The sequence below is a fragment of the Nocardiopsis sp. NPDC055551 genome, from assembly GCF_053619415.1.
The window spans coordinates 67954-91387 of record NZ_JBSHJJ010000015.1; the positions used below are offsets into that span (position 1 = coordinate 67954).

Annotated in this window: 24 protein-coding genes; 22 read left to right on the forward strand and 2 right to left on the reverse strand. The window is 69.1% G+C overall.

All coding sequences use genetic code 11. The features are described 5' to 3' along the window. Nucleotides 1–10: 10 nt before the first annotated feature. From arfB to coaE, 4 genes are all read left to right on the forward strand, one after another. The gene (gene arfB, locus ACWGSK_RS24485) at nt 11–454 is read left to right on the forward strand and encodes an alternative ribosome rescue aminoacyl-tRNA hydrolase ArfB (RefSeq protein WP_358510685.1); all 444 of its coding nucleotides are present in this window, start codon (nt 11–13) and stop codon (nt 452–454) included. Nucleotides 455–869: 415 nt separating this feature from the next. Beyond that, nucleotides 870–2369: a 30S ribosomal protein S1 gene (gene rpsA, locus ACWGSK_RS24490; RefSeq protein WP_452456859.1), complete on the forward strand. Its 1500-nt coding sequence runs from the start codon at nt 870–872 to the stop codon at nt 2367–2369. 106 nt (nt 2370–2475) lie between these two features. After that, a complete protein-coding gene (locus ACWGSK_RS24495) occupies nt 2476–2973 on the forward strand; it encodes a GNAT family N-acetyltransferase (protein ID WP_358510681.1) in 498 nt (165 codons plus the stop codon). 33 nt (nt 2974–3006) lie between these two features. Further along, nucleotides 3007–3609: a dephospho-CoA kinase gene (coaE, locus tag ACWGSK_RS24500; RefSeq protein ID WP_358510678.1), complete on the forward strand. Its 603-nt coding sequence runs from the start codon at nt 3007–3009 to the stop codon at nt 3607–3609. 92 nt (nt 3610–3701) lie between these two features. Here coaE and ACWGSK_RS24505 read toward each other — a convergent pair whose 3' ends face one another. Further along, a complete protein-coding gene (locus ACWGSK_RS24505) occupies nt 3702–4058 on the reverse strand; it encodes a hypothetical protein (RefSeq protein ID WP_358510675.1) in 357 nt (118 codons plus the stop codon). A 143-nt stretch (nt 4059–4201) separates the two neighbouring features. Here ACWGSK_RS24505 and ACWGSK_RS24510 point away from each other — a divergent pair, with 143 nt between their 5' ends. Further along, nucleotides 4202–4639, forward strand: coding sequence for a MarR family winged helix-turn-helix transcriptional regulator (locus ACWGSK_RS24510; RefSeq protein ID WP_358510672.1), 438 nt, complete (start codon nt 4202–4204; stop codon nt 4637–4639). 3 nt (nt 4640–4642) lie between these two features. Here the strand turns inward: ACWGSK_RS24510 and ACWGSK_RS24515 are convergent, their stop codons facing one another. After that, a complete protein-coding gene (locus ACWGSK_RS24515) occupies nt 4643–5734 on the reverse strand; it encodes a hypothetical protein (protein ID WP_358510669.1) in 1092 nt (363 codons plus the stop codon). A gap of 133 nt (nt 5735–5867) precedes the next feature. Here ACWGSK_RS24515 and uvrB point away from each other — a divergent pair, with 133 nt between their 5' ends. From uvrB to der, 17 genes are all read left to right on the forward strand, one after another. Next, entirely contained in the window at nt 5868–7961 is a 2094-nt protein-coding gene (gene uvrB / locus ACWGSK_RS24520) for an excinuclease ABC subunit UvrB (protein WP_452456860.1), read from the forward strand. A gap of 152 nt (nt 7962–8113) precedes the next feature. Next, a complete protein-coding gene (locus ACWGSK_RS24525) occupies nt 8114–8554 on the forward strand; it encodes a DUF3060 domain-containing protein (RefSeq protein ID WP_452456926.1) in 441 nt (146 codons plus the stop codon). 300 nt (nt 8555–8854) lie between these two features. Next, entirely contained in the window at nt 8855–9850 is a 996-nt protein-coding gene (locus tag ACWGSK_RS24530) for a GNAT family N-acetyltransferase (protein ID WP_452456861.1), read from the forward strand. A gap of 102 nt (nt 9851–9952) precedes the next feature. Next, nucleotides 9953–10876 carry a hydroxymethylglutaryl-CoA lyase gene (locus tag ACWGSK_RS24535; protein ID WP_452456862.1) on the forward strand — a complete coding sequence of 308 codons (924 nt, stop codon included), beginning with the start codon at nt 9953–9955 and terminating at the stop codon, nt 10874–10876. A gap of 271 nt (nt 10877–11147) precedes the next feature. Further along, nucleotides 11148–12788, forward strand: coding sequence for a CTP synthase (locus tag ACWGSK_RS24540; RefSeq protein ID WP_358513647.1), 1641 nt, complete (start codon nt 11148–11150; stop codon nt 12786–12788). A 35-nt stretch (nt 12789–12823) separates the two neighbouring features. Then, nucleotides 12824–13483: an NUDIX hydrolase gene (locus tag ACWGSK_RS24545; RefSeq protein WP_358513649.1), complete on the forward strand. Its 660-nt coding sequence runs from the start codon at nt 12824–12826 to the stop codon at nt 13481–13483. A 3-nt stretch (nt 13484–13486) separates the two neighbouring features. Continuing rightward, nucleotides 13487–14467 (forward strand): site-specific tyrosine recombinase XerD, encoded by a 981-nt coding sequence (locus ACWGSK_RS24550; protein ID WP_452456863.1) that lies wholly within the window; start codon nt 13487–13489, stop codon nt 14465–14467. 304 nt (nt 14468–14771) lie between these two features. Then, entirely contained in the window at nt 14772–15731 is a 960-nt protein-coding gene (locus ACWGSK_RS24555) for a ParA family protein (RefSeq protein ID WP_067603062.1), read from the forward strand. Next, a complete protein-coding gene (locus ACWGSK_RS24560; protein WP_358513653.1) occupies nt 15728–16162 on the forward strand; it encodes a hypothetical protein in 435 nt (144 codons plus the stop codon). Before ACWGSK_RS24555 ends, ACWGSK_RS24560 begins: the two co-directional genes overlap by 4 nt. Before the next feature lie 115 nt (nt 16163–16277). Beyond that, nucleotides 16278–17084, forward strand: coding sequence for a segregation and condensation protein A (locus ACWGSK_RS24565; RefSeq protein WP_358513655.1), 807 nt, complete (start codon nt 16278–16280; stop codon nt 17082–17084). 2 nt (nt 17085–17086) lie between these two features. Continuing rightward, on the forward strand, nt 17087–17671 hold the full coding sequence (gene scpB / locus ACWGSK_RS24570; protein ID WP_452456864.1) for an SMC-Scp complex subunit ScpB: 585 nt from the start codon (nt 17087–17089) through the stop codon (nt 17669–17671). 17 nt (nt 17672–17688) lie between these two features. After that, the gene (locus ACWGSK_RS24575) at nt 17689–18771 is read left to right on the forward strand and encodes a hypothetical protein (RefSeq protein ID WP_452456865.1); all 1083 of its coding nucleotides are present in this window, start codon (nt 17689–17691) and stop codon (nt 18769–18771) included. Then, nucleotides 18696–19424, forward strand: a complete 729-nt coding sequence (locus ACWGSK_RS24580) for a pseudouridine synthase (protein ID WP_452456866.1) — start codon at nt 18696–18698, stop codon at nt 19422–19424. The genes ACWGSK_RS24575 and ACWGSK_RS24580 overlap by 76 nt, the downstream gene beginning before the upstream one ends. A 100-nt stretch (nt 19425–19524) precedes the next feature. After that, entirely contained in the window at nt 19525–19887 is a 363-nt protein-coding gene (gene aroH, locus ACWGSK_RS24585; RefSeq protein WP_067603118.1) for a chorismate mutase, read from the forward strand. 56 nt (nt 19888–19943) lie between these two features. Further along, complete coding sequence (locus ACWGSK_RS24590; RefSeq protein ID WP_358513661.1) at nt 19944–21053, forward strand: prephenate dehydrogenase; 1110 nt, start codon at nt 19944–19946, stop codon at nt 21051–21053. An 86-nt stretch (nt 21054–21139) separates the two neighbouring features. Then, on the forward strand, nt 21140–21829 hold the full coding sequence (gene cmk / locus ACWGSK_RS24595; RefSeq protein ID WP_358513663.1) for a (d)CMP kinase: 690 nt from the start codon (nt 21140–21142) through the stop codon (nt 21827–21829). Nucleotides 21830–21938: 109 nt separating this feature from the next. After that, a complete protein-coding gene (gene der, locus ACWGSK_RS24600; RefSeq protein WP_358513665.1) occupies nt 21939–23372 on the forward strand; it encodes a ribosome biogenesis GTPase Der in 1434 nt (477 codons plus the stop codon). Nucleotides 23373–23434 lie beyond the last annotated feature (62 nt).

The window sequence follows — 23434 nt, forward strand, 5'->3', positions numbered from 1 at the left end:
GGTGGGAACGGTGGCGGGGCAGGACGAGACCACGAAAGGTCTGGCCGTGGGGCCCGTGACCGTTCCCGCGGACGCTTTGACGTGGCGGTTCTCCCGGTCCTCGGGGCCGGGAGGGCAGCACGTCAACACCTCCGACACCCGGGTGTCGTTGTCGCTGGACGTGGCGTCCTGTCGGGCACTGGGAGAGACTCGCCGGGCCCGGGCGTTGGAACGTCTGCGGGGGCGCCTGGTGGAGGGTGTGCTGACGGTGTCGGCGCAGACCCACCGGTCGCAGGTGCGCAACCGGCTGGAGGCCCGGGAGAAGCTGGCGTCGGTCCTGGCGGAGGCGATCGAGCCCCCGCCGCCGGAACGGCGCGAACGCAAGCCCTCCAAGAACGCCAAGCGGCGTCGGTTGGACGCCAAACGGCGCCGGAGCGAGGTCAAACGGGCACGTTCGCGGCCTTCGATGGAGTGATCTTCGGCTCCTTCGGGGACGGTTCGGGCCCGTGGGAAGGCCATGAGGTTACGGGTGGGTAAGCACCGTCGGACATGCGACGTCGTCCAGTTGATCTTGACCGTCCCGCTCGGGTAGGTTGCGGCCAATATGCCCTTCGTCGGGTTGGCGGTCCTGGGTTCCGATTGACCAGGACGCCCTTGTCTCATATTCTGGCCAGAGCGTTGTGGGTTTCGTGCGTGCCGTCTGTCGTCCCCGTAGGGGGCGAAGGGTTGCACCGCATCGGTCACCACTCTGGACTCAGGTAGTCGGCGGTCACGGACGGCTCGTTCCGTACATGTGCCCCTGCTCCTCACATCTGGACGACGGATCGAACAGCCCGAGCCCGCGGCGTGCCCATTTCCTGAACCTGTCCGTATCCGGAGTCCACCCACAAATGACGAGCAGCACCGAGGCCACCTCGACACCCCAGGTAGCGGTCAACGACATCGGGTCCGAGGAAGCCTTCCTCGCGGCGATCGACGAGACCATCAAGTACTTCAACGACGGTGACATTGTCGAGGGCACCATCGTGAAGGTCGATCGAGATGAGGTCTTGCTCGACATCGGCTACAAGACCGAGGGTGTCATCCCCTCTCGGGAACTGTCGATCAAGCATGACGTCGACCCCGGTGAAGTGGTTGCCGTCGGCGACCAGGTCGAAGCCCTCGTTCTCCAGAAGGAGGACAAGGAAGGCCGTCTGATCCTGTCCAAGAAGCGCGCTCAGTACGAGCGGGCCTGGGGCACGATCGAGAAGATCAAGGAAGAGGACGGCGTCGTCACCGGCACCGTCATCGAGGTCGTCAAGGGTGGTCTCATCCTCGACATCGGCCTCCGCGGCTTCCTGCCGGCCTCCCTGGTCGAGATGCGCCGCGTCCGCGACCTCCAGCCCTACGTGGGCCGCGAGCTCGAAGCCAAGATCATCGAGCTGGACAAGAACCGCAACAACGTGGTCCTGTCCCGCCGTGCCTGGCTCGAGCAGACCCAGTCCGAGGTTCGCCAGACGTTCCTCAACACCCTCCAGAAGGGTCAGATCCGCAAGGGCGTCGTCTCCTCGATCGTCAACTTCGGTGCCTTCGTGGACCTGGGTGGCGTCGACGGTCTGGTGCACGTCTCGGAGCTGTCCTGGAAGCACATCGACCACCCGAGCGAGGTCGTCGAGGTCGGCCAGGAGGTCACCGTCGAGGTTCTCGACGTGGACATGGAGCGTGAGCGTGTCTCCCTGTCGCTCAAGGCGACCCAGGAAGACCCGTGGCAGCAGTTCGCCCGGACCCACCAGATCGGCCAGGTCGTTCCCGGCAAGGTCACCAAGCTGGTTCCGTTCGGTGCGTTCGTGCGCGTCGAAGAGGGCATCGAGGGCCTGGTCCACATCTCCGAGCTGGCCGAGCGCCACGTCGAGGTGCCCGAGCAGGTCGTCCAGGTCGGCACCGAGATCTTCGTGAAGATCATCGACATCGACCTTGAGCGTCGTCGCATCAGCCTCTCGCTGAAGCAGGCCAACGAGGCCGTCTCGCCCGACCAGGTGGACTTCGACCCCACCCTGTACGGCATGGCCGCGGACTACGACGAGCAGGGCAACTACAAGTACCCCGAGGGCTTCGACCCCGAGTCCGGCGAGTGGCTCGAGGGCTTCGAGGCTCAGCGGGACGAGTGGGAGCGCAGCTACGCCGAGGCGCAGGCTCGCTTCGAGGCTCACCGCAAGCAGGTCGAGGAGGCGCGCGCGGCCGAGGCCGACGCCGCCAACGCTCCTGCTCCGGAGGAAGAGGAAGAGTACACCGGCGGCGGCGGTGCCCAGAGCACCGGTTCCACCGGCACCTCCGACTCCGGCAGTGGCGCCCTGGCCTCCGACGAGGCCCTGGCCGCTCTGCGCGAGAAGCTCGCGGGCGGCGAGGCTTAAGCCTCTGGTCGTTCGAGGGGCCGTTCCCACTTCGGTGGGGGCGGCCCCTCGCCGTGTGTCAGGCTCTAGGTTGAAGCCCGTGAAGGGGAGCGCACCAGGAGGCGACGTGTTCGAGATCCACCCGGCCACCGTGGCGGACGCGGGGGAGCTGTTCACCCTCCAGCGTGCCGCCTACGTCGATGAGGCGCAGACCTACGGGGACCCGTTCATCCTGCCGCTCACCGAGGGGTTGTCCCGGATCGAGGGACTGTTGGCCTCGGGGGACGCGCTGGTGCTCAAGGCGGTGGTGGGTCATCGGCTGGTGGGCGCGGTGCGCGCGGCGACCACCGACACGACCGGGGTGGTGGGTCGCCTGGTCGTGGCCCCCGACGTGCGCGGGCGCGGGATCGCCCGGGCGTTGATGGAGCGGCTGGAGGAGGACCTGCGGCGCCGTCGCCCGGAGCTTGCGGCGTTGACCCTGTTCTCGGGGGCGCAGAACACCACCGAACAGCGCCTCTACCGTCGGCTGGGCTACGCCGAGACACACCGGGAGCGCGTCGCCGACCACCTGGTGATGGTGCACATGCGCAAGGAACTGGGGCGGGTGACGGCGGGGTCGGTGTGACGATCGCGCACTCCGACCTCTAGGGTTTGGCGCATGCTGAAAGTGGGACTCACCGGCGGGATCGGTTCGGGCAAGAGCGCGGTCTCGGCCGCGTTGGCCTCCTATGGGGCGGTGGTCATCGACGCCGACGCCATCGCCCGCGAGGTGGTGGAGCCGGGGACCCCCGGGCTGGCCGAGGTCGTCGCCGAGTTCGGGGAAGGGGTGCTCACCCCCGAGGGTCGGCTGGACCGGCCCAGGCTGGGTGAGCTGGTGTTCGCCGACGAGACCCGGTTGGCTCGGCTCAACGCCATCGTCCACCCCAGGGTGGGCGAGCGTAGCGGCCGGCTGATGGAGGAGGCGTTGGAATCCGGCGCCAAGGTCGTGGTCTACGACGTCCCGTTGCTGGTGGAGAACGGTCTGGAGTCCCTCTACGACGTGGTGGTCGTGGTCGACGCCCCCGACGAGGTACGGGTGGAACGCGTCTCCCGTGACCGCGGCATGCCGCGTGAACAGGTATGGGCCCGCATAGCCGCCCAGGCCGATCGCGAGACGCGCCTGGCCGCCGCCGACTTCGTGGTGGACAACTCCGGTACCCGTGAGGAGCTGGCCGAACGCGCCGCCGAACTGTGGAGTGAGCTCCTGGACCGCGCCGGCTAGGCGGTGTTCCCCGGGCCCGAACCGACGACCTCCCGTGGTTCACCGAACAGGACACCGGTGCCCGGTGCCTTCGGGTAGGGGCTCGTGCCCGATCACTGCCAGAGCGCGGCGACCAGCACGTTCACGGTCGCCAGCCCTCCCGCGGTGTGGAACATGGGTTTGACCCTGCCTTCGCGACTCTGAGCGCGTGCGGCCAGGAGGGCCGTGACGAGCACGGTGACCCCGATACCGAGCTTCACGGCGATCTTGGCGTGGTTCACGTCGGCGCCCGTCGCGTAGCCGACGCCGACCAACGCCATGCCGGTGGCGACCTGGACGACCGCCCCTCCGAGCATGAGACCGGTGGCGAAGCCCGTGCTCCGACGCATCTGCACGAAGAACGTGCCGACGATCGTTGCCATGCCGAACAGGTGAGCGGTCAGGAGAAACGACTGGATGACTTCGAGCATGGACACGAGTTCCGTTCGGATGAGAGGGGCGGGTCGGGAACGGTGGCTCGCGTGTTCGCCACCACCAACCTTCAGGCAAGCTGAAGGATAGCAGCGCGGCTCATCGGAGACGGTCGGGGTTCACCTTGGAGGAGAATGGGGCCATGGTGGACGAAGAAGTGTGGCCGGGCGCCCCTGTGACGAGCACGTCGGTGCTGTTGCTCACGCTGGCCCGGACGATCGAGTCGGAGCTGAGCGATGCCCTCTCGGAAATCGAACTGACGGTGGGTCGGCTCGGGCTGCTCGGGCACATCGCGAGTGTTCCGGGTGCCTCGTTCAGTGACCTGGCCCGGATGTCGAACATCACGGTCCAGAGCACGCACACCGCGGTGAAGGCGCTCAAGGCCGCCGGCCTGGTACGGGACGACACGGCCCGCGCCGGTGCCGCCTCCAGGATCACGCTCACCGGCGAGGGGCGGCGGATCCTGGGCGAGGCGATGCGAGTGGTCGGTACCGTCGACGAACGGCTTTTCGGTGCCGAGGCCGATCCGATCCAACGGCGGATCGGCGAGACCGTACAGGCGGCCTTCCGGGCCGCGTGACCTCTAGGGTTCGGGTTCCTCGTCCAAGGTTTCGGAGAGTGAGGTGCCCGCCGCCACGGCCTCGCGGACCAGGTCCTCTCGCACGCTGAGGGCGGCGCGCACGCTCAACAGACTGGAGTCGAGTTCCTCGGTGGGGGTGGGGTCCTGGCCGGAGGTGAGGGCCAGGTCGGCGTAGTCGGCGGCCCGGTCGGCGATCTCCTGGCACTGTTGCCACTCGTGGTGGGCGAGGACGGCGGCGTGGACGCGTTCGCCGTAGGCGGCGAGTTCGTCGACCCGGCGGGAGAGCGCCCGGTGGGCGCGGGAGACGGCTTCGGACTGCGGGGCCAGGGCACGGGTGACCTGGTCGGAAACGGCGTCCTTGCGGCGTTGGACCAGTTCCCGGCGTAAGGAGCGCAGCCGCAGCAGTTCCTGGGACAGGCGCCATTCCTCCTGGCGTAACAGGGGCAGGGTCTGAGAGGCGTCGAAGGAGTGGCCGAGGACGCGTCGCCCCTCCTCGACCCGGTCGGTGGTCTGTTGCAGGCGTGCGAAGAGGTGCGCCTCGGGTTCCTCGCGGCGGGTGGCGAGGGAGGAGGGACGGCCGAAGTCCTCGGGCAGTACGTATCGGCCGTGGTGTTCGGTGGCCAGGCGTGCGGGCATACCCGGGCGCATGATGGCGGCGCTTCCGGCCGCGCCGGTGACGAGGTAGAGCGCGGCCAGGGCCGGGTCGCCCGGTAGAGCGGTGCCCAGGGCCTCGGAGGCGATCCAGTGCGCGCCCAGGACCCCGGCGAGCGAGGTGGGCAACGCCCAGAACGCGTGCATGATCAGGTCGGGCCAGTCATCGGCGACGCCGCCTCGGCGGGCGACCAGCCCGAGAAGGAGAACGGTCCCTCCCAGACACAACAGGACCGTCAGCGGAACGACGAGGGAGTCGACGAGGAGGGCGAGGGCGGCGGCGGAGGTACTTCCCAGGAGCAGGCCCAGGGCGCTCTCGCGCCAGGTGGGGCGGCGTGGTCGGGCCTTGGTGGCGGGGACGAGCCGGTCGGTGTGGGCGCGCAGCCGTTCGATGGTCCTGGCGGGAAGTGCCGGGTCGAAGGTGGGTCTGGAGGGGTGGGACACAGCGCGTACCTCACTTTTCGGGCACTTTTCGCTTCTTTCGATGGTAACGCCGAGGAGTCGTTCGGCCAGGGATGTCAGAGGCGGTCTGTAGCGTTGGGATGAGGGGACGGTTCGACGGGAGATTTGAGGGCTAGTGAGACCGGTCAGCGACATCAAACGCAGTGAGGCCCCGTTCGAGGTCGTCTCGGAGATGACCCCCGCGGGCGACCAGCCGCGCGCGATCGAGGAGATCAGTGAACGGGTGCGGGACGGGCGCGAGCACACGGTGCTGTTGGGCGCGACCGGTACCGGTAAGACGGCCACGGTGGCGTGGACGGTGGAGCGGCTGCAGCGGCCCACGCTGGTGATGCAGCCGAACAAGACCCTGGCCGCGCAGTTCGCCAACGAGTTGCGGCAGATGATGCCCAATAACGCGATCGAGTACTTCGTCTCGTACTACGACTACTACCAACCCGAGGCCTACGTCCCCCAGAGCGACACCTACATCGAGAAGGACTCGTCGATCAACGACGAGGTGGAGCGTCTGCGGCATTCGGCGACCAACTCGCTGCTCACCCGGCGCGACACCATCGTGGTGGCGTCGGTGTCGTGCATCTACGGTCTGGGCACGCCACAGGAGTACGTGGACCGGATGGCCCGGTTGGCCGTGGGCATGGAGGTCGACCGGGACGACCTGTTGCGCCGGTTGGTGGAGATGCAGTACTCGCGCAACGACACCGCCTTCACCCGTGGCACGTTCCGGGTGCGCGGGGACACCATCGAGATCATCCCGGTCTACGAGGAGCTGGCGATCCGCATCGAGATGTTCGGTGACGAGGTCGAACGGCTGATGACGCTGCACCCGCTCACCGGGGAGGTGCTGGGGGAGAGCGAGGAGATGTTCATCTTCCCCGCGTCGCACTACGTGGCCGGTGAGGAGCGCACCGAGCGCGCCATCGCCACGATCGAGGCGGAGCTGGGGGAACGGCTCACCGAACTGGAGGGGCAGGGCAAGCTGCTGGAGGCGCAGCGGCTGCGGATGCGCACCACCCACGACCTGGAGATGATGCGTCAGCTGGGCACCTGCTCGGGGATCGAGAACTACTCGCGGCACTTCGACGACCGTGCTCCGGGCAGCGCCCCCAACACGTTGCTGGACTACTTCCCCGAGGACTTCCTGCTGGTCCTGGACGAGTCGCACGTGACGGTTCCGCAGATCGGCGCGATGTACGAGGGGGACGCGGCGCGCAAGCGCACCCTGGTGGACCACGGGTTCCGGTTGCCCTCGGCGATGGACAACCGGCCGTTGAAGTGGGAGGAGTTCACCGAGCGGATCGACCAGTCGGTGTACCTGTCGGCGACGCCGGGCAAGTACGAGCTCCGCCAGGGCGGCGGCGAGGTGGTAGAGCAGGTGATCCGCCCGACCGGTCTGGTGGACCCCGAGGTGTTGGTCAAGGAGACCGAGGGTCAGATCGACGACCTGGTGCACGAGATCCGGGAGAGGGCCGAGCGCTCCGAGCGGGTGTTGGTGACCACCTTGACCAAGAAGATGGCCGAGGACCTCACCGACTACTTCGCGGAGATGGGTATTCGGGTCCGGTACCTGCACAGCGAGGTGGATACGCTGCGGCGCGTGGAGCTGCTGCGCGAGCTGCGGGTGGGTGAGTTCGACGTGCTGGTCGGCATCAACCTGCTGCGTGAGGGCCTGGACCTGCCCGAGGTGTCGCTGGTGGCGATCCTGGACGCGGACAAGGAGGGTTTCCTGCGTTCGGAGACCTCGCTGATCCAGACCATCGGTCGTGCGGCCCGTAACGTGGCCGGTCAGGTGCACATGTACGCCGACCACGTGACCGACTCCATGCGCGCCGCCATCGAGGAGACCAATCGGCGCCGGGACAAGCAGTTGGCCTACAACGCCGAGCACGGCATCGACCCGACCCCGTTGCGCAAGCAGATCGCCGACATCCTCGACACCCTCAACCGCGAGGACGTGGACACCGAGGAGCTCATGGCGACCGGCTATCGGCAGGGGGGCAAGTCCGTGAAGGCCCCGGTGCCGGCGTTGGGTGAGAAGGCGGACGTGGCCAACATGCCGCGGGCCGAGCTGGCCGGTCTCATCGAGCAGCTCGGTGAGCAGATGCACCAGGCCGCCACGGATCTTCACTTCGAGTTGGCGGCGAGGTTGCGCGACGAGATCGGTGAGTTGAAGCGTGAGCTTCGTGGCATGGACGCCGCCGGGGTGAAGTGACAACCTCGGGTGCCCCGATGATCCCGATCGGAATGTATCGAATCGGAAACGATCACAGAACGCTTAGGTCGCGTAGTTACCTTCGCGTGACATAGTCTTGGGTTTTATCCAAGAGGTATGTCGTGATTGCCGTTTTCTGGTGGGAGAGTTCCATGCTCGGTCGGGTGCTCAAAGGTATGGGGGGCGCGGTCCTGCTCGGCTCCTTGCTGGCCGGGTGCGACATGGGCAGGGCGGCCCCCGAGGAGAGCGCCCCCTCACCCGAGGCCGGGCAGGGGCAGGAGACCACGAGCGAGCCCGAGGGCAACGTCATCGACGACGAGGTGATCCTCGTGGTCGACGACGGGACCGACGTGCGCGAGGACTGCGAGGAACGGGAGGTCGTGGTCTCCGCGGACCGCGCCACCGTCGTCCTCGCCGGCGACTGCGGGGTGGTGCGCGCCACCGGCCGGGGGTCGGTCGTCGATGTCGGCAGCGCCGAGAAGATCGTCCTGGTGGGCGTGGACAACGAGATCACCTTCGCCGAGGGTGATCCCGAGGTGATCAACCAGGGGCGCAACACCACCGTCAACGCGGCGGGCGACGACGAGGGCTGACCTTCGGCGGGATCGCCCGTCACGCGGGCGACTTCGTGTCTATCGATACACCGACCCGCCACCCGAGAGTGATCCGAGATCCGTTACCGTAGAGCCCGTCCTTCCGCGCGGTACGGGAGATGATGCCGGACCACCGCCCGATTCTCCGATTCCGTGTGCCGGTACCGCGATGAGGCGGTACGGTCGTTCTGGTCCCTCAGACACCGTTATGTCCGCGCCGTGGTGTGAGGGCGACCGCGGCTCGGTCCGCGCCAGAACCGAGGGTGTTCACTTGGGAAGAACCCGCTATGGGAGGGGTGGATGAGCGGTTATGTCGCACGGGTGCGACATGATGAGTCGCCCGGGGGCGACGTCGGACTCGACCCGTTGGTGCGTTCGGCCGCCCAACGCTGGGCGGAGGCCGACCCCCTGCTACCCGAACCCGTGGGTTTCGCCCCCGATTCCTACCCGCTCCTGACCGTCAGCGACGAGGACGGCCTCCCCGTCGCCGCGGGCAGCATGCACTACACCTGGTACCAACCCGGCGAGGTCGGCCGGATCTGGGGCGTGCCCGACCAGCACTGGCTCACCCCCATCGTCGGTGGCCCCGAACCGGCCCGTGCCCTGGACTCACTGCTCACCAGCTGGCGCGACCAACTGGAGGACCTGCCCTCCGGCACCGGTTCGGAGTCGGCGGCCCTGGTCAGCTGGCCCGCCCGTGACGTCACCGGGATCATCCCGCTGCAACGCCACGGCCTACAGCCCTACACCGTGCTCGCGGCGCGCCAACGCCGACGCGGGGTGCCGCCATCGCTGCCCCCACGCGACGTGGCCATCCGGCTCGCCGACATCAGTGACCTGACCCAGGTGGTCGGCCTGCTGATGGAGGAGCACCGCTACGAACAGCACTTCGGCGGGGTCTTCCTGCAGCCCGACACCGCCGAGCAGACCCGCAAGGTGGCCGCCCGGGCGCTGAACCGATCCCGTTCGTGGATCTGGTTGGCCGAACGCCGCGGCCGTGCCGTGGGCCTGTTGTGGGTCTCCCCGCCCGAACGCTCCCGATGGGCCAAGTCCCTGGTGCGGGCCCGCCCGATCGCCCACATCGGCTACGGGGTGGTGACCGCCGCCGAGCGCGGTCACGGGATCGGCACCGCCCTGGTCAGCCAGGCCCACCAGGCGCTGGACAGCCACGGAGTGGGTGTGTCGGTGCTCAACTACGCCGCGATGAACCCGCTGTCGGGGCCGTTCTGGCACCGCATGGGCTACCGGCCGGTGTGGACCACGTGGGAGGTCCGTCCCGCCCTCGCCCTGCGCTGACCAGAGGCGAGGGTCGCACTCCGACCCCCGGTGATGGGGGTCACCCTCGCCCTCCCCTAACCTGGGGGCGCGAGACGCGACGGAGCGTGAGAGGTGGACCTGATGACCACGAACGACCGTGGGGCCGAGGGCGGCGAGCACGTGGAGATCGTCGAGGTGGGACCGCGTGACGGCCTGCAGAACGAGTCCACCGTGCTGTCGGTCGAGGATCGGATCGAACTGATCGACCGGGCGGTCGCCGCCGGGGTGCGGCGGATCGAGGCCGTCAGCTTCGTCAACCCCAAGCGGGTACCGCAGATGGCCGGGGCCGAGGAGATCATGGCCGGGGTCCGGCGGGATCCGGGGGTCTCCTTCATCGGACTGGCGCTCAACCGCCGCGGCCTGGACCGGGCCCTGGCCGCCGGGGTGTCGGAGGTCAACGTCGCGGTGCCGGCCACCGACGGGTTCAGCGTCCGCAACCAGGGGAGCACGGTCGAGGAGATGCTCGACGCCTTGGTCGACATGGACAAGGCCCTCCAGGGCACCGGTGTGCCGTTGAGCGTCACCGTCTCCACCGCCTTCGGCTGTCCCTTCGACGGCGAGGTCGCCCCCGAACGGGTCGCCCGGGTGGTGCGCCGGATCGCCGAGACGAGCGCGGTGGAGATCGCATTGGCCGACACCATCGGCGTGGGTGTGCCCTCCCAGGTCCGTGAACTGCTGCGGCTGACCGCCGAGGCCGCGCCCGGGCGGACCCTGCGCTGTCACTTCCACAACACCCGTAACACCGGCTACGCCAACGCGTTGGCCGCCGTGGAGGAGGGCGTGCGGGTACTCGACTCCAGCCTCGGCGGGTTCGGCGGGTGCCCCTTCGCCCCCGCCGCCACCGGGAACATCGGCACCGAGGACCTGCTCTACCTGCTGCACCGCAGCGGCCTGCGCACCGGTGTGAGTTTGTCGGAGGCCGCGGCCCTGGGCGACTGGATGGGGGAGCGGCTCGCCAAGTCCCCGCCCGCCTACCTGGGTCGCGCCGGGAACTTCCCCGCCTGAGCGGTGTTGCCTTCGCCACCACACCAACGGTGATGACACGCGAAAACGCCGACGTGGTGGTCATTGTGAGTGGGCTTTCGGGTGGTGTCGGGGAACAGAACGAGGGTGGGAACAGTTGGCCCGGTGTGGGCGAACGGGGGGCCTGTTATCCTGGTGCCCCGTGGAGTCCGACGTGCTGAAACGGCATGGCCGCCGCTCGGACCCGGACCGCCGCACGGTCGCTCGGCTCTTGCGAGCCCGCCGTAGCCACTCACACCACGGGAGCAACACTTTGGCATCCGCCGCGAGTACCAAGCACCTTTTCGTTACTGGCGGCGTCGCCTCCAGTCTTGGCAAGGGCCTCACCGCCTCCAGCCTGGGTCGACTCCTGAAGTCGCGAGGTCTGCGGGTCACCATGCAGAAGCTGGACCCCTACCTCAACGTCGACCCCGGCACGATGAACCCCTTCCAGCACGGCGAGGTCTTCGTCACCGACGACGGTGCCGAGACCGACCTGGACGTGGGCCACTACGAGCGTTTCCTGGACGTGGAGCTGTCCGCGTCCGCCAACGTCACCACCGGTCAGATCTACTCCAGCGTCATCGCCAAGGAGCGACAGGGCGCCTACCTCGGTGACACCGTGCAGGTCATCCCGCACATCACCAACGAGATCAAGTCGCGCATCTACGCGATGGACCACCCCGACGTCGACATCGTCATCACCGAGATCGGCGGCACGGTCGGCGACATCGAGTCGCAGCCCTTCCTGGAGTCGGTCCGCCAGATCCGCCACGAGATCGGCCGGGAGAACTGCTTCTTCCTGCACGTGTCCCTCATCCCGTTCCTCGGCCCCGCCGGCGAGATGAAGACCAAGCCGACCCAGCACTCGGTCGCGGCCCTGCGCAGCATCGGAATCCAGCCCGACGCCATCGTGTGCCGCTCGGACCGGCCCATCACCCAGAGCCTCAAGTCCAAGATCAGCCTCATGTGCGACGTGGACGAGGCCGGCGTGGTCTCCACCCCCGACGCGCCCTCCATCTACGACATCCCCAAGGTGCTGCACCGCGAGGGCCTGGACGCCTACGTCGTCCGCCGCCTGGGCATGCCCTTCCGGGACGTGGACTGGACCGAGTGGGACGAGCTGCTGCGTCGCGTGCACCAGCCCGACCACGAGGTCACCATCGCCATGGTCGGCAAGTACATCGACCTGCCCGACGCCTACCTGTCGGTCAGCGAGGCGCTGCGCGCCGGTGGTTTCGCCACGGACACCCGGGTGAACCTTCGCTGGGTCGCCAGCGACAACTGCGCCAGCCCCTCGGGTGCGGCCGCCGAGCTCGACGGCGCCGACGGCATCCTCATCCCCGGTGGGTTCGGCGTTCGCGGCATCGAGGGCAAGCTCGGCGCCATCCGCTACGCCCGTGAGAACGGGATCCCGCTGCTGGGCATCTGCCTGGGTCTGCAGGGCATGGTCATCGAGTACGCCCGCAACGTGCTCGGCCTGGAGGGCGCCAACAGCCTGGAGTTCGACGACAAGGCCGTCGACCCGGTCATCGCCACCATGGCGGACCAGGAGGACGTGGTCGCCGGCGACCGCGACATGGGCGGCACGATGCGGCTCGGCCTGTACCCGGCCGACCTGGGTGAGGGCACCCTGGTCCGTGACCTGTACGACGGTCGGGCGCAGGTCTCCGAGCGTCACCGCCACCGGTTCGAGGTCAACAACGCCTACCGCGAGAAGCTGGAGGAGGCGGGCCTGGTGTTCTCCGGACTCTCCCCTGATGGCAAGCTGGTGGAGTACGTGGAGCTGCCCCGGGACGTCCACCCGTTCTTCATCGCGACGCAGGCGCACCCGGAGCTGCGGTCCCGCCCGACCAACGCCAACCCGCTCTTCAGCGGGCTGATCTCCGCCGCGCTGGAGCACAAGGAGTCCTAGGCGACGGTCGGCGGGGCCCGAGTGAGAGGGGCCGAATGACCGACCGGGTCGCAGAAGAGACGACGGGGGCGTACGCGAGGGTCGCGGACGCCCCCGAGTCGTGGCCGGTGGAACGCTCCGAGGAGCGGTTCCGCGGGGCCAAGTGCGCGATGCGCACGGACTGGGTGGAGATGCCCGGCGCCAACGGCGAGGGACGTACCGTGGCGGCCCGTGACTACATGGACCACCCGGGCGCGGCGGCGATCCTGGCCCTGGACGAGCGTGGTCGGGTGCTGTTGCAGCGCCAGTACCGGCACGCCGTCGGACACACCCTGTGGGAGCTGCCCGCCGGTGTGCTGGACGTCGAGGGGGAGGGCCCGTTGGCCACCGCCCGCCGGGAGTTGGTGGAGGAGGCGGGGCTGCGCGCCGCCACCTGGCACAAGCTGCCCGACTTCTTCCCCAGCACCGGGTTCTCCAACGAACGCATCCACCTCTTCCTCGCCCGGGACCTGTCCGAGGTGCCCGAGGAGGAGATCGACTTCGTACGCGAACACGAGGAGACCGATCTGGCCGCCGAATGGTTGCCGCTGGAGGAGGCGGTGCGCGCCGTGCTCCGCGGCCGACTGCACAACGGCGCGACGGTCATCGGGATCCTGGCGGCGCACGCCGCGGCGGCCGACGGATTCGCGTCGCTGCCCGTGGCCGGCGACCACTGAGCCGTGGAGGGGGAACCGGAGCGTGGGCCGCTGGAACGGGCCCGCGCCGCCTTCCTGGACCATCTGAGCGCCGAGCGGGCGCTGTCCGTCAACACCCTGTCCGCGTACCGGCGTGACCTGGGCCGGTACGTGGAGTACCTGAACGCCCTCGGTGTGACGGAACCGGGCGGGGTGACCACGGGACGGGTGGGCTCCTTCCTCACGGCACTGCGCGAGGGCGACGAGGATCACGCCCCCCTGGGGCCGGCCTCGGTCGGTCGCACGTTGGCCGCGGTGCGCGGGCTGCACCGGTTCGCGGTGCGCGAGGGGTGGGCGATCACCGACCCGGCCGCGGAGGTGGCACCGCCCGCCTCGCCCATGCGTCTGCCCAAGGCGATCCCCTTGGACGCGGTCGAGCGGTTGTTGGCCGCGGCCGGCCCCGAGGACGCCCCCGCCTCCGACGCGCGAGCCGACCTGTTGGCCCTGCGCGATCGGGCCCTGTTGGAGTTGCTCTACGGCACCGGCGCGCGGATCTCGGAGGCGGTGGGGCTCGACGTGGACGACGTGGCCGAGGCGGTGAGGGAGAGCTCACAGGTCGGTCTGGTGCGGTTCCGCGGCAAGGGCGGACGCGAACGTCTGGTGCCGCTCGGCTCGCACGCCCGCCGCGCCCTGGGCGGGTACCTGACCAGGGCACGGCCGACACTGGCCGCTTCCGGCCGCGGTGGGCCGGCGCTGTTCGTCAACGCGCGCGGGGGCCGGTTGACCCGGCAGGGCGGGTGGGCGTTGTTGTCGGCGGTGGCCGAGAGGGCCGGGGTCGAGGGGATCTCCCCGCATACCCTGCGCCATTCCTTCGCCACGCACCTGCTCGACGGGGGTGCCGACATCCGGGTGGTGCAGGAGTTGCTGGGGCACAGTTCGGTCACCACCACCCAGGTGTACACGCTCGTGACCGTGGAACGGTTGCGGGAGGTGTACGCCACCAGTCACCCCAGGGCACGAAGGTGATCACCGGCGGCGATGGGGGGTCCTGGCAGGTGGGGCCGGAAGGCTTGTCGTTCGGGGCCGGAACAGGGTGTCTGGTGTGTACCCTTCTCCTACGAGAAGGAAGGATACGTGCGGCCAGGCCCCCTCGGTACGCACGGCGACGAATACTCATCTGATCATGTTGAAGTGCGCCGTGTCGCCGTTCTAGAGTCGCCGCACGAAGGTACGTTGCTGTCGACATATTGAGTTTCCGACGGCGGCCAGTCGTGGGAGACGTCAAGAGTCCCATCGGGCCGTGGCCGGTCCGTAGGGGAGGTCAAGGGTTGTGAACTGGTCGGAGTACGACGAGGCGGCGAACACCGCACCCGTCGGCGGGGGGGACCTCGCCGACCCGGTGAACAACCCGTGGGGGACGACACGCAACACGGGGGCGGATCTGCACACCAAGAGACCGGTGCGCACATATCCAGAGCCAGAGCCGTTGGACGAACACGGCCCGGCACGGATTGTAGCACTGTGTAATCAGAAGGGTGGGGTCGGTAAGACCACCACCACCATCAACCTCGGTGCCGCCATCGCCGAGTACGGCAGGCGGGTGCTGCTGGTCGACTTCGACCCGCAGGGCGCCCTGTCGGTGGGGTTGGGCCGCCTGGACCCGCGTGAGCTGGACCTGACCGTCTACAACCTGCTCATGCAGCGGGATGTGTCGGTAGAGGACGTCCTGCTCAAGACGGACATCGACGGCCTGGACCTCATTCCGAGCAACATCGACCTCTCGGCCGCCGAGGTGCAGCTGGTCGGCGAGGTGGCCCGCGAGCAGATGTTGGGGCGCGCGCTGCGTCCGGTCATCAACGACTACGACGTCATCCTGATCGACTGTCAGCCGTCGCTGGGCCTGCTCACCGTCAACGCGCTGACCGCCGCCGACGGTGTCATCGTGCCGTTGGAGTGCGAGTTCTTCGCGCTGCGCGGTGTGGCGCTGCTGATGGACACCATCCAGAAGGTCCAGGAACGACTCAACGAGGAACTGGTCATCGACGGTTTCCTCGGGACCATGTACGACCCGCGCACCCTGCACGCACGCGAGGTGCTGTCCACGATCGTGGACGGGTTCGGCGACAAGGTCTACGGCACGGTGATCAACCGCACCGTGCGCTTCCCGGACGCCACCGTGGCGGGCGAACCCATCACCAGGTTCGACTCGTCCTCGGCCGGGGCCAACGCCTACCGGGCTCTGGCCAAGGAGGTGCTGGCGAGGTGGCCTCTCAGCGGTCACGGCGCGTGACGCTACCCGGGGCGGACGAGTTGTTCTTCCGCCCCTCCGGTCCCGAACCGGAAGAGCCGGAGACCGACCACCGACACCAGGTACCGGAACAGACACGACAGGACTCGGCCGAGGGCTCGTCGAAGCGGACCACGCACAAGGCCAACGGATCCGATGACGCCGGCAGGTCCAAGAGGACCGGGCGCGGCTCCAAGAGCGCCCGCCGGGCGCCCAAACCCAGCGGGCGCCAGCGTCACGACGAGAAGATCACCGTCTACGTCTCCGGAGCCGAACTGCTGGCCCTGGAACAGACCAGGCTGTCACTGCGGGCCGAACACGGACTGTCGGCCGACCGCGGCCGCCTCGTCCGTGAGGCGGTGGCGGTGCTGCTCGCCGACTTCGAGGAGCACGGATCGAGCAGCATGTTGGTCCGTCGGCTGAGCGAGGACTGACACGAGGGGCCCGGGGCGATCGCTGGGGGAGCGGTCGACCCGGGCCCGTTCTCGTCACCGGAGGGTCCCGGGTGGTGCCACCCTTGTTCCATGTGCGAAAGGACGTGGACCCGCCATGGTGACTGAGGACGTCGACGAGGTCGACGAGAACACCTTCCAGGTCCACCTGGACAACTTCGAGGGGCCCTTCGACCTGCTCCTCGGGCTTATCTCGAAACACAAGCTCGACATCACCGAGGTGGCGCTGTCCCAGGTCACCGACGAGTTCATCGCGCACATCCGTGCCCACGGGGACGAATGGGACCTGGACCAGGCCAGCAACTTCCTGCTGGTCGCGGCCACCCTGCTGGACCTGAAGGCGGCCCGGCTGCTGCCGCGCGGCGACGTGGAGGACGAGGCCGACCTGGCGCTGCTGGAGGCCCGCGACCTGCTGTTCGCCCGGCTGCTGCAGTACCGCGCCTACAAGGAGGTCGCCTCCTACATGCGCGAGCGGCTGGCCTCCCAGGGACGCCGTTACGCCCGCGCGGTGCCGTTGGAGGAACGGTTCGCCGGCATGCGACCGGACGTGCTGTTCAAACTCGGTCCCGAGGAGTTCGCCGCCCTTGCCGGGTTGGTCTTCACCCCCAAGGAACCGCCGAGCGTCCCCGTCACCCACATCCACCAGACCAAGACCTCGGTCAAGGAACAGGGCGAGTTGATGGTCGCGGAACTGCGCGAGCACGGACGACTCACGTTCGCGGAGCTGACGGTCGCCTGCACCGGTACGTTCGAGATCGTCGCGCGTTTCCTGGCGTTGCTGGAGCTGTACCGGGCCTCCAACGTGGGCTTCGACCAGCCCGAACCCTTGGGCGAGCTTCTTGTCACCTGGACCGGTGGCGAAGGCGAGGTCGAGGTGGCCGGCGACTATGACGAGGGGGAGTGACCATGACCATGGAACACGCGGTCGATCGGGCGGAAGCGCCGCCCACGCTGCGCCGTGACCTGGAAGCCGTCCTGATGGTCATCGACCAGCCCGTGTCCGAGTTCGACCTGGCGCGAGCCCTGGACGTCCCCCTCGACGTGGTCACCCGCACCCTGGAGGACCTGTCCCGGGAATACACCGAGCAGGGCCGTGGTTTCGACCTACGGGCGGTGGCCGAGGGGTGGCGTGTGTACACGCGACCCGAGTGCGCCGACATCGTCGAGCACTTCCTCAGGGAAGGGCAGGAAGTGCGGCTGACCCAGGCCGCACTAGAGACGATGGCGGTGGTCGCCTACCGCCAACCGGTCTCCCGTGGCAGGGTCTCCGCTGTACGCGGGGTCAACTGCGACGGAGTCATGCGTACCCTCGTACTGAGGGGGCTGATCGAAGAGGCCGGTCACGACCCCGAGTCCGGTGCGATGCTGTATCGGACCACTTCCTATTTCCTGGAACGGTTGGGCCTGCGCGGCCTCGACGAGCTGCCTGATCTGGCGCCGTTCCTCCCCGACGACATCGAAGGTCTTGACGACACCGGTGAGCACAACTGACAACGAACGTCCCCGCGGTGAGCGGCGCGACGGATACGCCCCGCGCGGTGAGCGCGGCGACAATGACGACCGCGGTGGCCGAGGCCACCGCCCCCAGCGACAAGACGACCGCCGAGGTGGCGGACGTTTCCAGCGCGATGACCGGCGTGATGATCGTCGTGGTGGCGGGCGCTTCGAGCGCGATGACCGTCCGCGGCGTGACGACCGTGACCGTGACCGCGGTGGTTTCCGCGGTCGCGACGACCGACGTGACGATCGACGGGATGACCGTCGCGACAATCGACGTGACGACCGTGGTGGTCGTTCCTTCGAGCGTCGTGACGACCGCCAGGGTGGCGGGCGTTTCCAGCGGGACGACCGTGACCGTGGCGGGTCCCGTGGCCGTGACGATCGTCGGGATGATCGTGGTGGTCGTTCCTTCGAGCGTCGCGATGATCGACGTGGTGGCGGTGGCCGTTACGACCGTGACGACCGTCGTCCCCAGGGGCGCGACGACCGTCCGCGCCGTGAGGACCGTGACCGTGATCGCGGTGGGTTCCGTGGCCGTGACGAGGGACGCGACGACCGTCGCGACAATCGACGTGACGATCGTCGGGATGACCGTGGTGGTCGTTCCTTCGAGCGTCGGGACGACCGACGTGGTGGCGGTGGCCGTTACGACCGTGACGACCGTCGTCCCCAGGGACGTGACGACCGTCCGCGCCGTGAGGACCGTGATCGCGGTGGTTTCCGCGGTCGCGACGACCGACGTGACGATCGACGGGATGACCGTCGCGACAATCGACGTGACGACCGTGGTGGTCGTTCCTTCGAGCGTCGGGACGACCGACGCGGTGGCGGCGGCCGTGACAACCGACGCGACGAGCGTCCGCGCCGCGACAACCGCGGCCCGGCCCCGGTCGCCGGTGGCAAGAGCGAGAACGAGCTGTCCAAGGCGGCACGCGAGCGCCTCAACGCGCTGCGCGCCGACTACGACCCGCGCGACGACGACCATCACGGCGACGACCGTGACGGCTACACCGACGTGCCCGGTGGCATCCGCCTGCAGAAGGCACTCGCCGCGGCCGGTGTCGCCAGCCGTCGCGCCAGCGAGGAGATGATCGCCGCCGGTCGCGTCAGCGTCGACGGGGAGATCGTCCGCAGGTTCGGCGCGCGCGTGGACCCGGAGGTCTCCGAGATCCGCGTCGACGGCATGCGTGTGGTCACCGCTCCGGACAAGCTCTACTTCGCGCTGAACAAGCCCCGCGGCGTGGTCAGCACCATGTGGGACCCGCAGGGGCGCCCGACCCTGGCCGACTACGCCGGTCAGACCTCCGAGCGCATCTTCCACGTCGGTCGCCTGGACACCGAGACCGAGGGTCTGATCCTGCTGACCAACGACGGTGAGCTCGCCAACCGGCTCACGCACCCGCGCTACAAGGTCATCAAGACCTATGTGGCCAAGGTGTCCGGCCCGGTGCCGCACCGGGTGGTGCGCGAGTTGGAGAAGGGCGTGGAGTTGGAGGACGGGCCCGTGAAGGTCCACTCCTTCCGCGTGGTCGACAACGACGACCAGCAGGCCATGGTGGAGATCCGGCTGCACGAGGGACGCAAGCACATCGTGCGTCGTCTCATGGAGGCCGTGGGCCACCCGGTCGCGGACCTGGCCCGCACCCAGGTCGGTCCGATCGACCTGAACAACCTCAAGCTGGGCACGATGCGCTCGCTCAGCCAGCGTGAGGTCGGCGAACTGTACAAGCAGGCGGCGCTGTAACCGAGCGCTGTCGATACAGTTGACGGCGGCCACCCCGAACCGGGGTGGCCGCCGTCGCGTTTTTCGGGCGGCGCGGAAACGAGGACGAGGCGGGAAGAACGTGGCGGTACGGGCCATCCGTGGAGCGGTACAGGTCGACGCGGACGAACGTGAGCAGGTGCTGGAGGCCACGGCCGAGTTGGTCTCGGAGGTGATGCGGCGCAACGGGCTCACCACCGACGACGTGATCAGCGTGGTGTTCACCGCCACCCCCGATCTGACCAGTGAGTTCCCGGCGTTGGCGGCGCGCAAGGTCGGGTTCTCCGACGTTCCGCTCATGTGCGCCACGGAGATCTCCGTGCCGCACGCCCTGCCCCGGGTGGTGCGGCTCATGGCGCACGTGGAGACCGACCGTCCCCGCTCGGAGGTCCAGCACGTGTACCTGCGCGGCGCCCAGGCGTTGCGTCTGGACATCGCCCAGTAGGTACGAGGCCCTACCCTGGGGGTTCGGGGAAGAAGTCGAGGTCGGGGGACAGGCGAGTGAGCAGCGGCACGGCCGGGGATCGGCGAATCGACCTGCGTCGGGTGACGGTGATCGGCACCGGTCTGATCGGCACGTCGATCGCGTTGGCCCTGCGCGGGCGTGGTGTCGACGTCACGTTGTCCGACCCCGACGCGGCGTCGCTCCGGTTGGCCCGTGACCTGGGCGCAGGACGACCCCTGGACGAGGCGACCGAGACCGCCCCGGCGGATCTGGCGGTGATCGCCGCACCTCCGGCCGTCATTCCGTCGGTGCTGCGCGAGGCCCAGAACCGCGGCCTGGCCCAGGTGTACACCGACGTGGCCAGCGTGAAGGCGAGCGTGCTGCGCGAGGCCGAACGCGCGGGCTGTGACATGGCCACGTTCGTGCCCGGGCATCCCATGGGAGGTCGGGAGAAGCAGGGCCCAGGCGCGGCCCGCGCCGACCTGTTCCTGGGCCGATCCTGGGCGCTGTGCCCCACCGGGAAGGCCGACCCGGGGTCGGTGGCGGCCGTGACCGAACTGGCCCGGCTCTGCGGCGCGGACCCGCTGGTGCTGGACGGTGACGCGCACGACCGGGCGGTGGCACTGGTCTCGCACGTTCCGCACGTGGCCTCCTCCTCGGTGGCCGCGCGGTTGCTGGACGGGGACGCGACCGCGTTGGCGCTCGCCGGTCAGGGGGTGCGAGACGTCACCCGTATCGCCGGCGGCGACCCGCGCATGTGGGAGGAGATCCTCACCCACAACGCCGCCCCGGTGGCGCGGGTGCTGAGCGAGGTGGCCGCGGACCTGGCCGCCGCCGCGGAGGCGTTGGCGGACCATACGGCGGAACCGGTCCGGGACCTGCTGGAGCGCGGCCGTGCCGGGCACGGCCGCATCCCCGGCAAGCACGGTTCGGTCCGTCGTCCGGAGTACACCGTGATCCCCGTGGTGATCCCCGACGAACCCGGCTCGTTGGGCCGCCTGTTCGCGGCCGCCGCCACCGCCGGGGTCAACATCGAGGACGTGCGCATCGAGCACAGTCCGGGACTACCGCTGGGCGTGGCCGAGTTGTACGTGCTGCCGGAAGCGGTGGACGTCCTCGCCGAGGCGCTTTCGGCCGACGGATGGTCGGTCCACCCGGGGGTGTGAGACCGCTCCGTTCCATGGTCCGAGGGCGGGTCGCGCGAAGGTAGTCTTGGGCGTCGGCGAAGAGTGGACCGAGGGAGTCAGCAGTAGTGAGCGCGCAGCACACCGGAATCGTCATCGCCATCGACGGTCCCTCCGGGTCGGGCAAGTCGAGCACGGCCAGGGGCGTGGCCCGGGTGCGTGAGCTGCGCTACCTCGACACCGGGGCCATGTACCGGGCCCTGACCTGGTGGATGTTGCACCACGGGGTGGACGTGAACGACGCCGCCGCGGTGGCCGCCAACGTCGAGCGTCCCATGATCTCCATGGGCACCGACCCGGACGCGCCCACCGTTACGGTCGACGGCCGTGACGTGGCCACCGACATCCGTGGCAAGGACGTCACCACCAACGTCAGCGCGGTCTCGGCGGTGCCCGAGGCGCGTGCGCTGCTGGTGCGCACCCAGCGCGAGATCATCGAGGCCGCCAGGGCGGAGTCCGCCGGCATCGTGGTCGAGGGCCGGGACATCACCACGGTGGTGGCCCCCGACGCTCCGGTGAAGCTGTTCATCACCGCCAGCGCCGAGGCCCGCGCGCAGCGGCGCAGCAAGGAGGTCCGGACCGGCGACGTCGCCGCCACCCAGGCCGACCTGGCCCGCCGCGACAAGCTCGACTCCAGTCGCGCCCACTCGCCGCTGACCCAGACCGCCGACGCCACCGAGCTCGACACCACCGGCCTGACGCTGGAGGAGGTCGTGGCCCTGGTGGTCGAACTGGCCGACGAGGCCAAGGTCGGATAGCACCACCGGCGAACGCCGGCATCACCACGGGGGTCTCCCCGTGGAATCTCAGCATCCTCGCGGCACGCATCCTGGGCGCGCGAGGACCTCGAACCGGGAGTAGTGGGTAATGAGCGAGTTCGACGTGTCCGATGTGGGATACGAGACCGAGGAAACCGAGTCGGCCCTGCCCGTGGTGGCGGTGGTCGGTCGCCCCAACGTCGGTAAGTCCAGCCTGGTGAACCGGATCATCGGCCGCCGTGAGGCCGTGGTCGAGGACGTTCCAGGTGTGACCCGTGACCGGGTCGCCTACGACGCCGAGTGGCAGAACCACCGGTTCACCCTGGTGGACACCGGTGGTTGGGAGACCAGCGTCAGCGGGCTGGCCGCGATGGTCGCCCGTCAGGCCGAGTACGCGGCGCAGACCGCCGACGTGATCCTGTTCGTGGTGGACGCCACGGTCGGCATCACCGACGCCGACGAGGCCGTCACCCGCGTGCTGCGGGCCACCAAGAGTCCCGTGGTCCTGGCCGCGAACAAGGTCGACGGTGGTCAGCAGGAGTCCGACGCCCTCAACCTGTGGAACCTGGGGGTGGGGGAGCCCTTCCCGATCAGTGCACTGCACGGTCGCGGAACCGGTGACATGCTCGACGCCGTGGTGGAGGCCTTCCCCGAGGCCCCCCGGGGCGAGGACGAGGGCGATGGCGAGGGCGGTCCGTCCCGGGTGGCCCTGGTGGGTCGGCCCAACGTCGGCAAGTCCAGCCTGCTCAACCGGCTGGCCGGTGAGGACCGCGTGGTCGTGGACTCCGTGGCGGGTACCACCCGTGACGCGGTCGACGAGCTCATCGAGTTGGGCGGCCAGACCTGGAAGTTCATCGACACCGCCGGTATCCGTCGCAAGTTCCGCGCGCTGCAGGGCGCGGACTACTACGCGACGATGCGCACCGGTAGCGCCCTGGAGCGGGCCGAGGTGGCGGTGGTGCTGATCGACGTCAGCGAGCCGCTGGCCGAGCAGGACATCCGCGTGGTCGAGCAGGTCGTCGAGGCCGGCCGTGGTCTGGTCCTGGCCTTCAACAAGTGGGACATCCTGGACGAGGAGCGCCGGACCTACCTGGAGAAGGAGATCGACCGGCAGTTGGCGCGGGTGTCGTGGGCGCCCCGGGTGAACATCTCCGCCGCCACCGGCCGCCACATGGAGCGGTTGGTTCCCGCGATCGAGACCAGCCTGACGGGCTGGAACCAGCGCATCTCCACCGGTCAGCTCAACAACTGGCTCAAGGACCTGGTGGCGGCCACCCCGCCGCCGGCGCGCGGTGGCAGGCAGCCCAAGATCCTGTTCGGGACCCAGGCCGGATCGCGTCCGCCGCACTTCATCCTGTTCACGACCGGGTTCCTGGAGGACAACTACCGCCGGTTCATCGAGCGGCGTCTGCGCGAGGACTTCGGTTTCCAGGGCACCCCGGTGCACATCAGCATGCGCATCCGGGAGAAGAAGGGCGGGGCCCCGGGCCGCGCCTCCAAGGGCAGCGTGCGCCCCGACCGCAAGTCCGGCGGTCGCCGCTAGGGTTTCGCGTATGAGTGCGGAGGGCTCCCCGATCACGGGGAGCCCTCTTCGTGTGTCAGGGA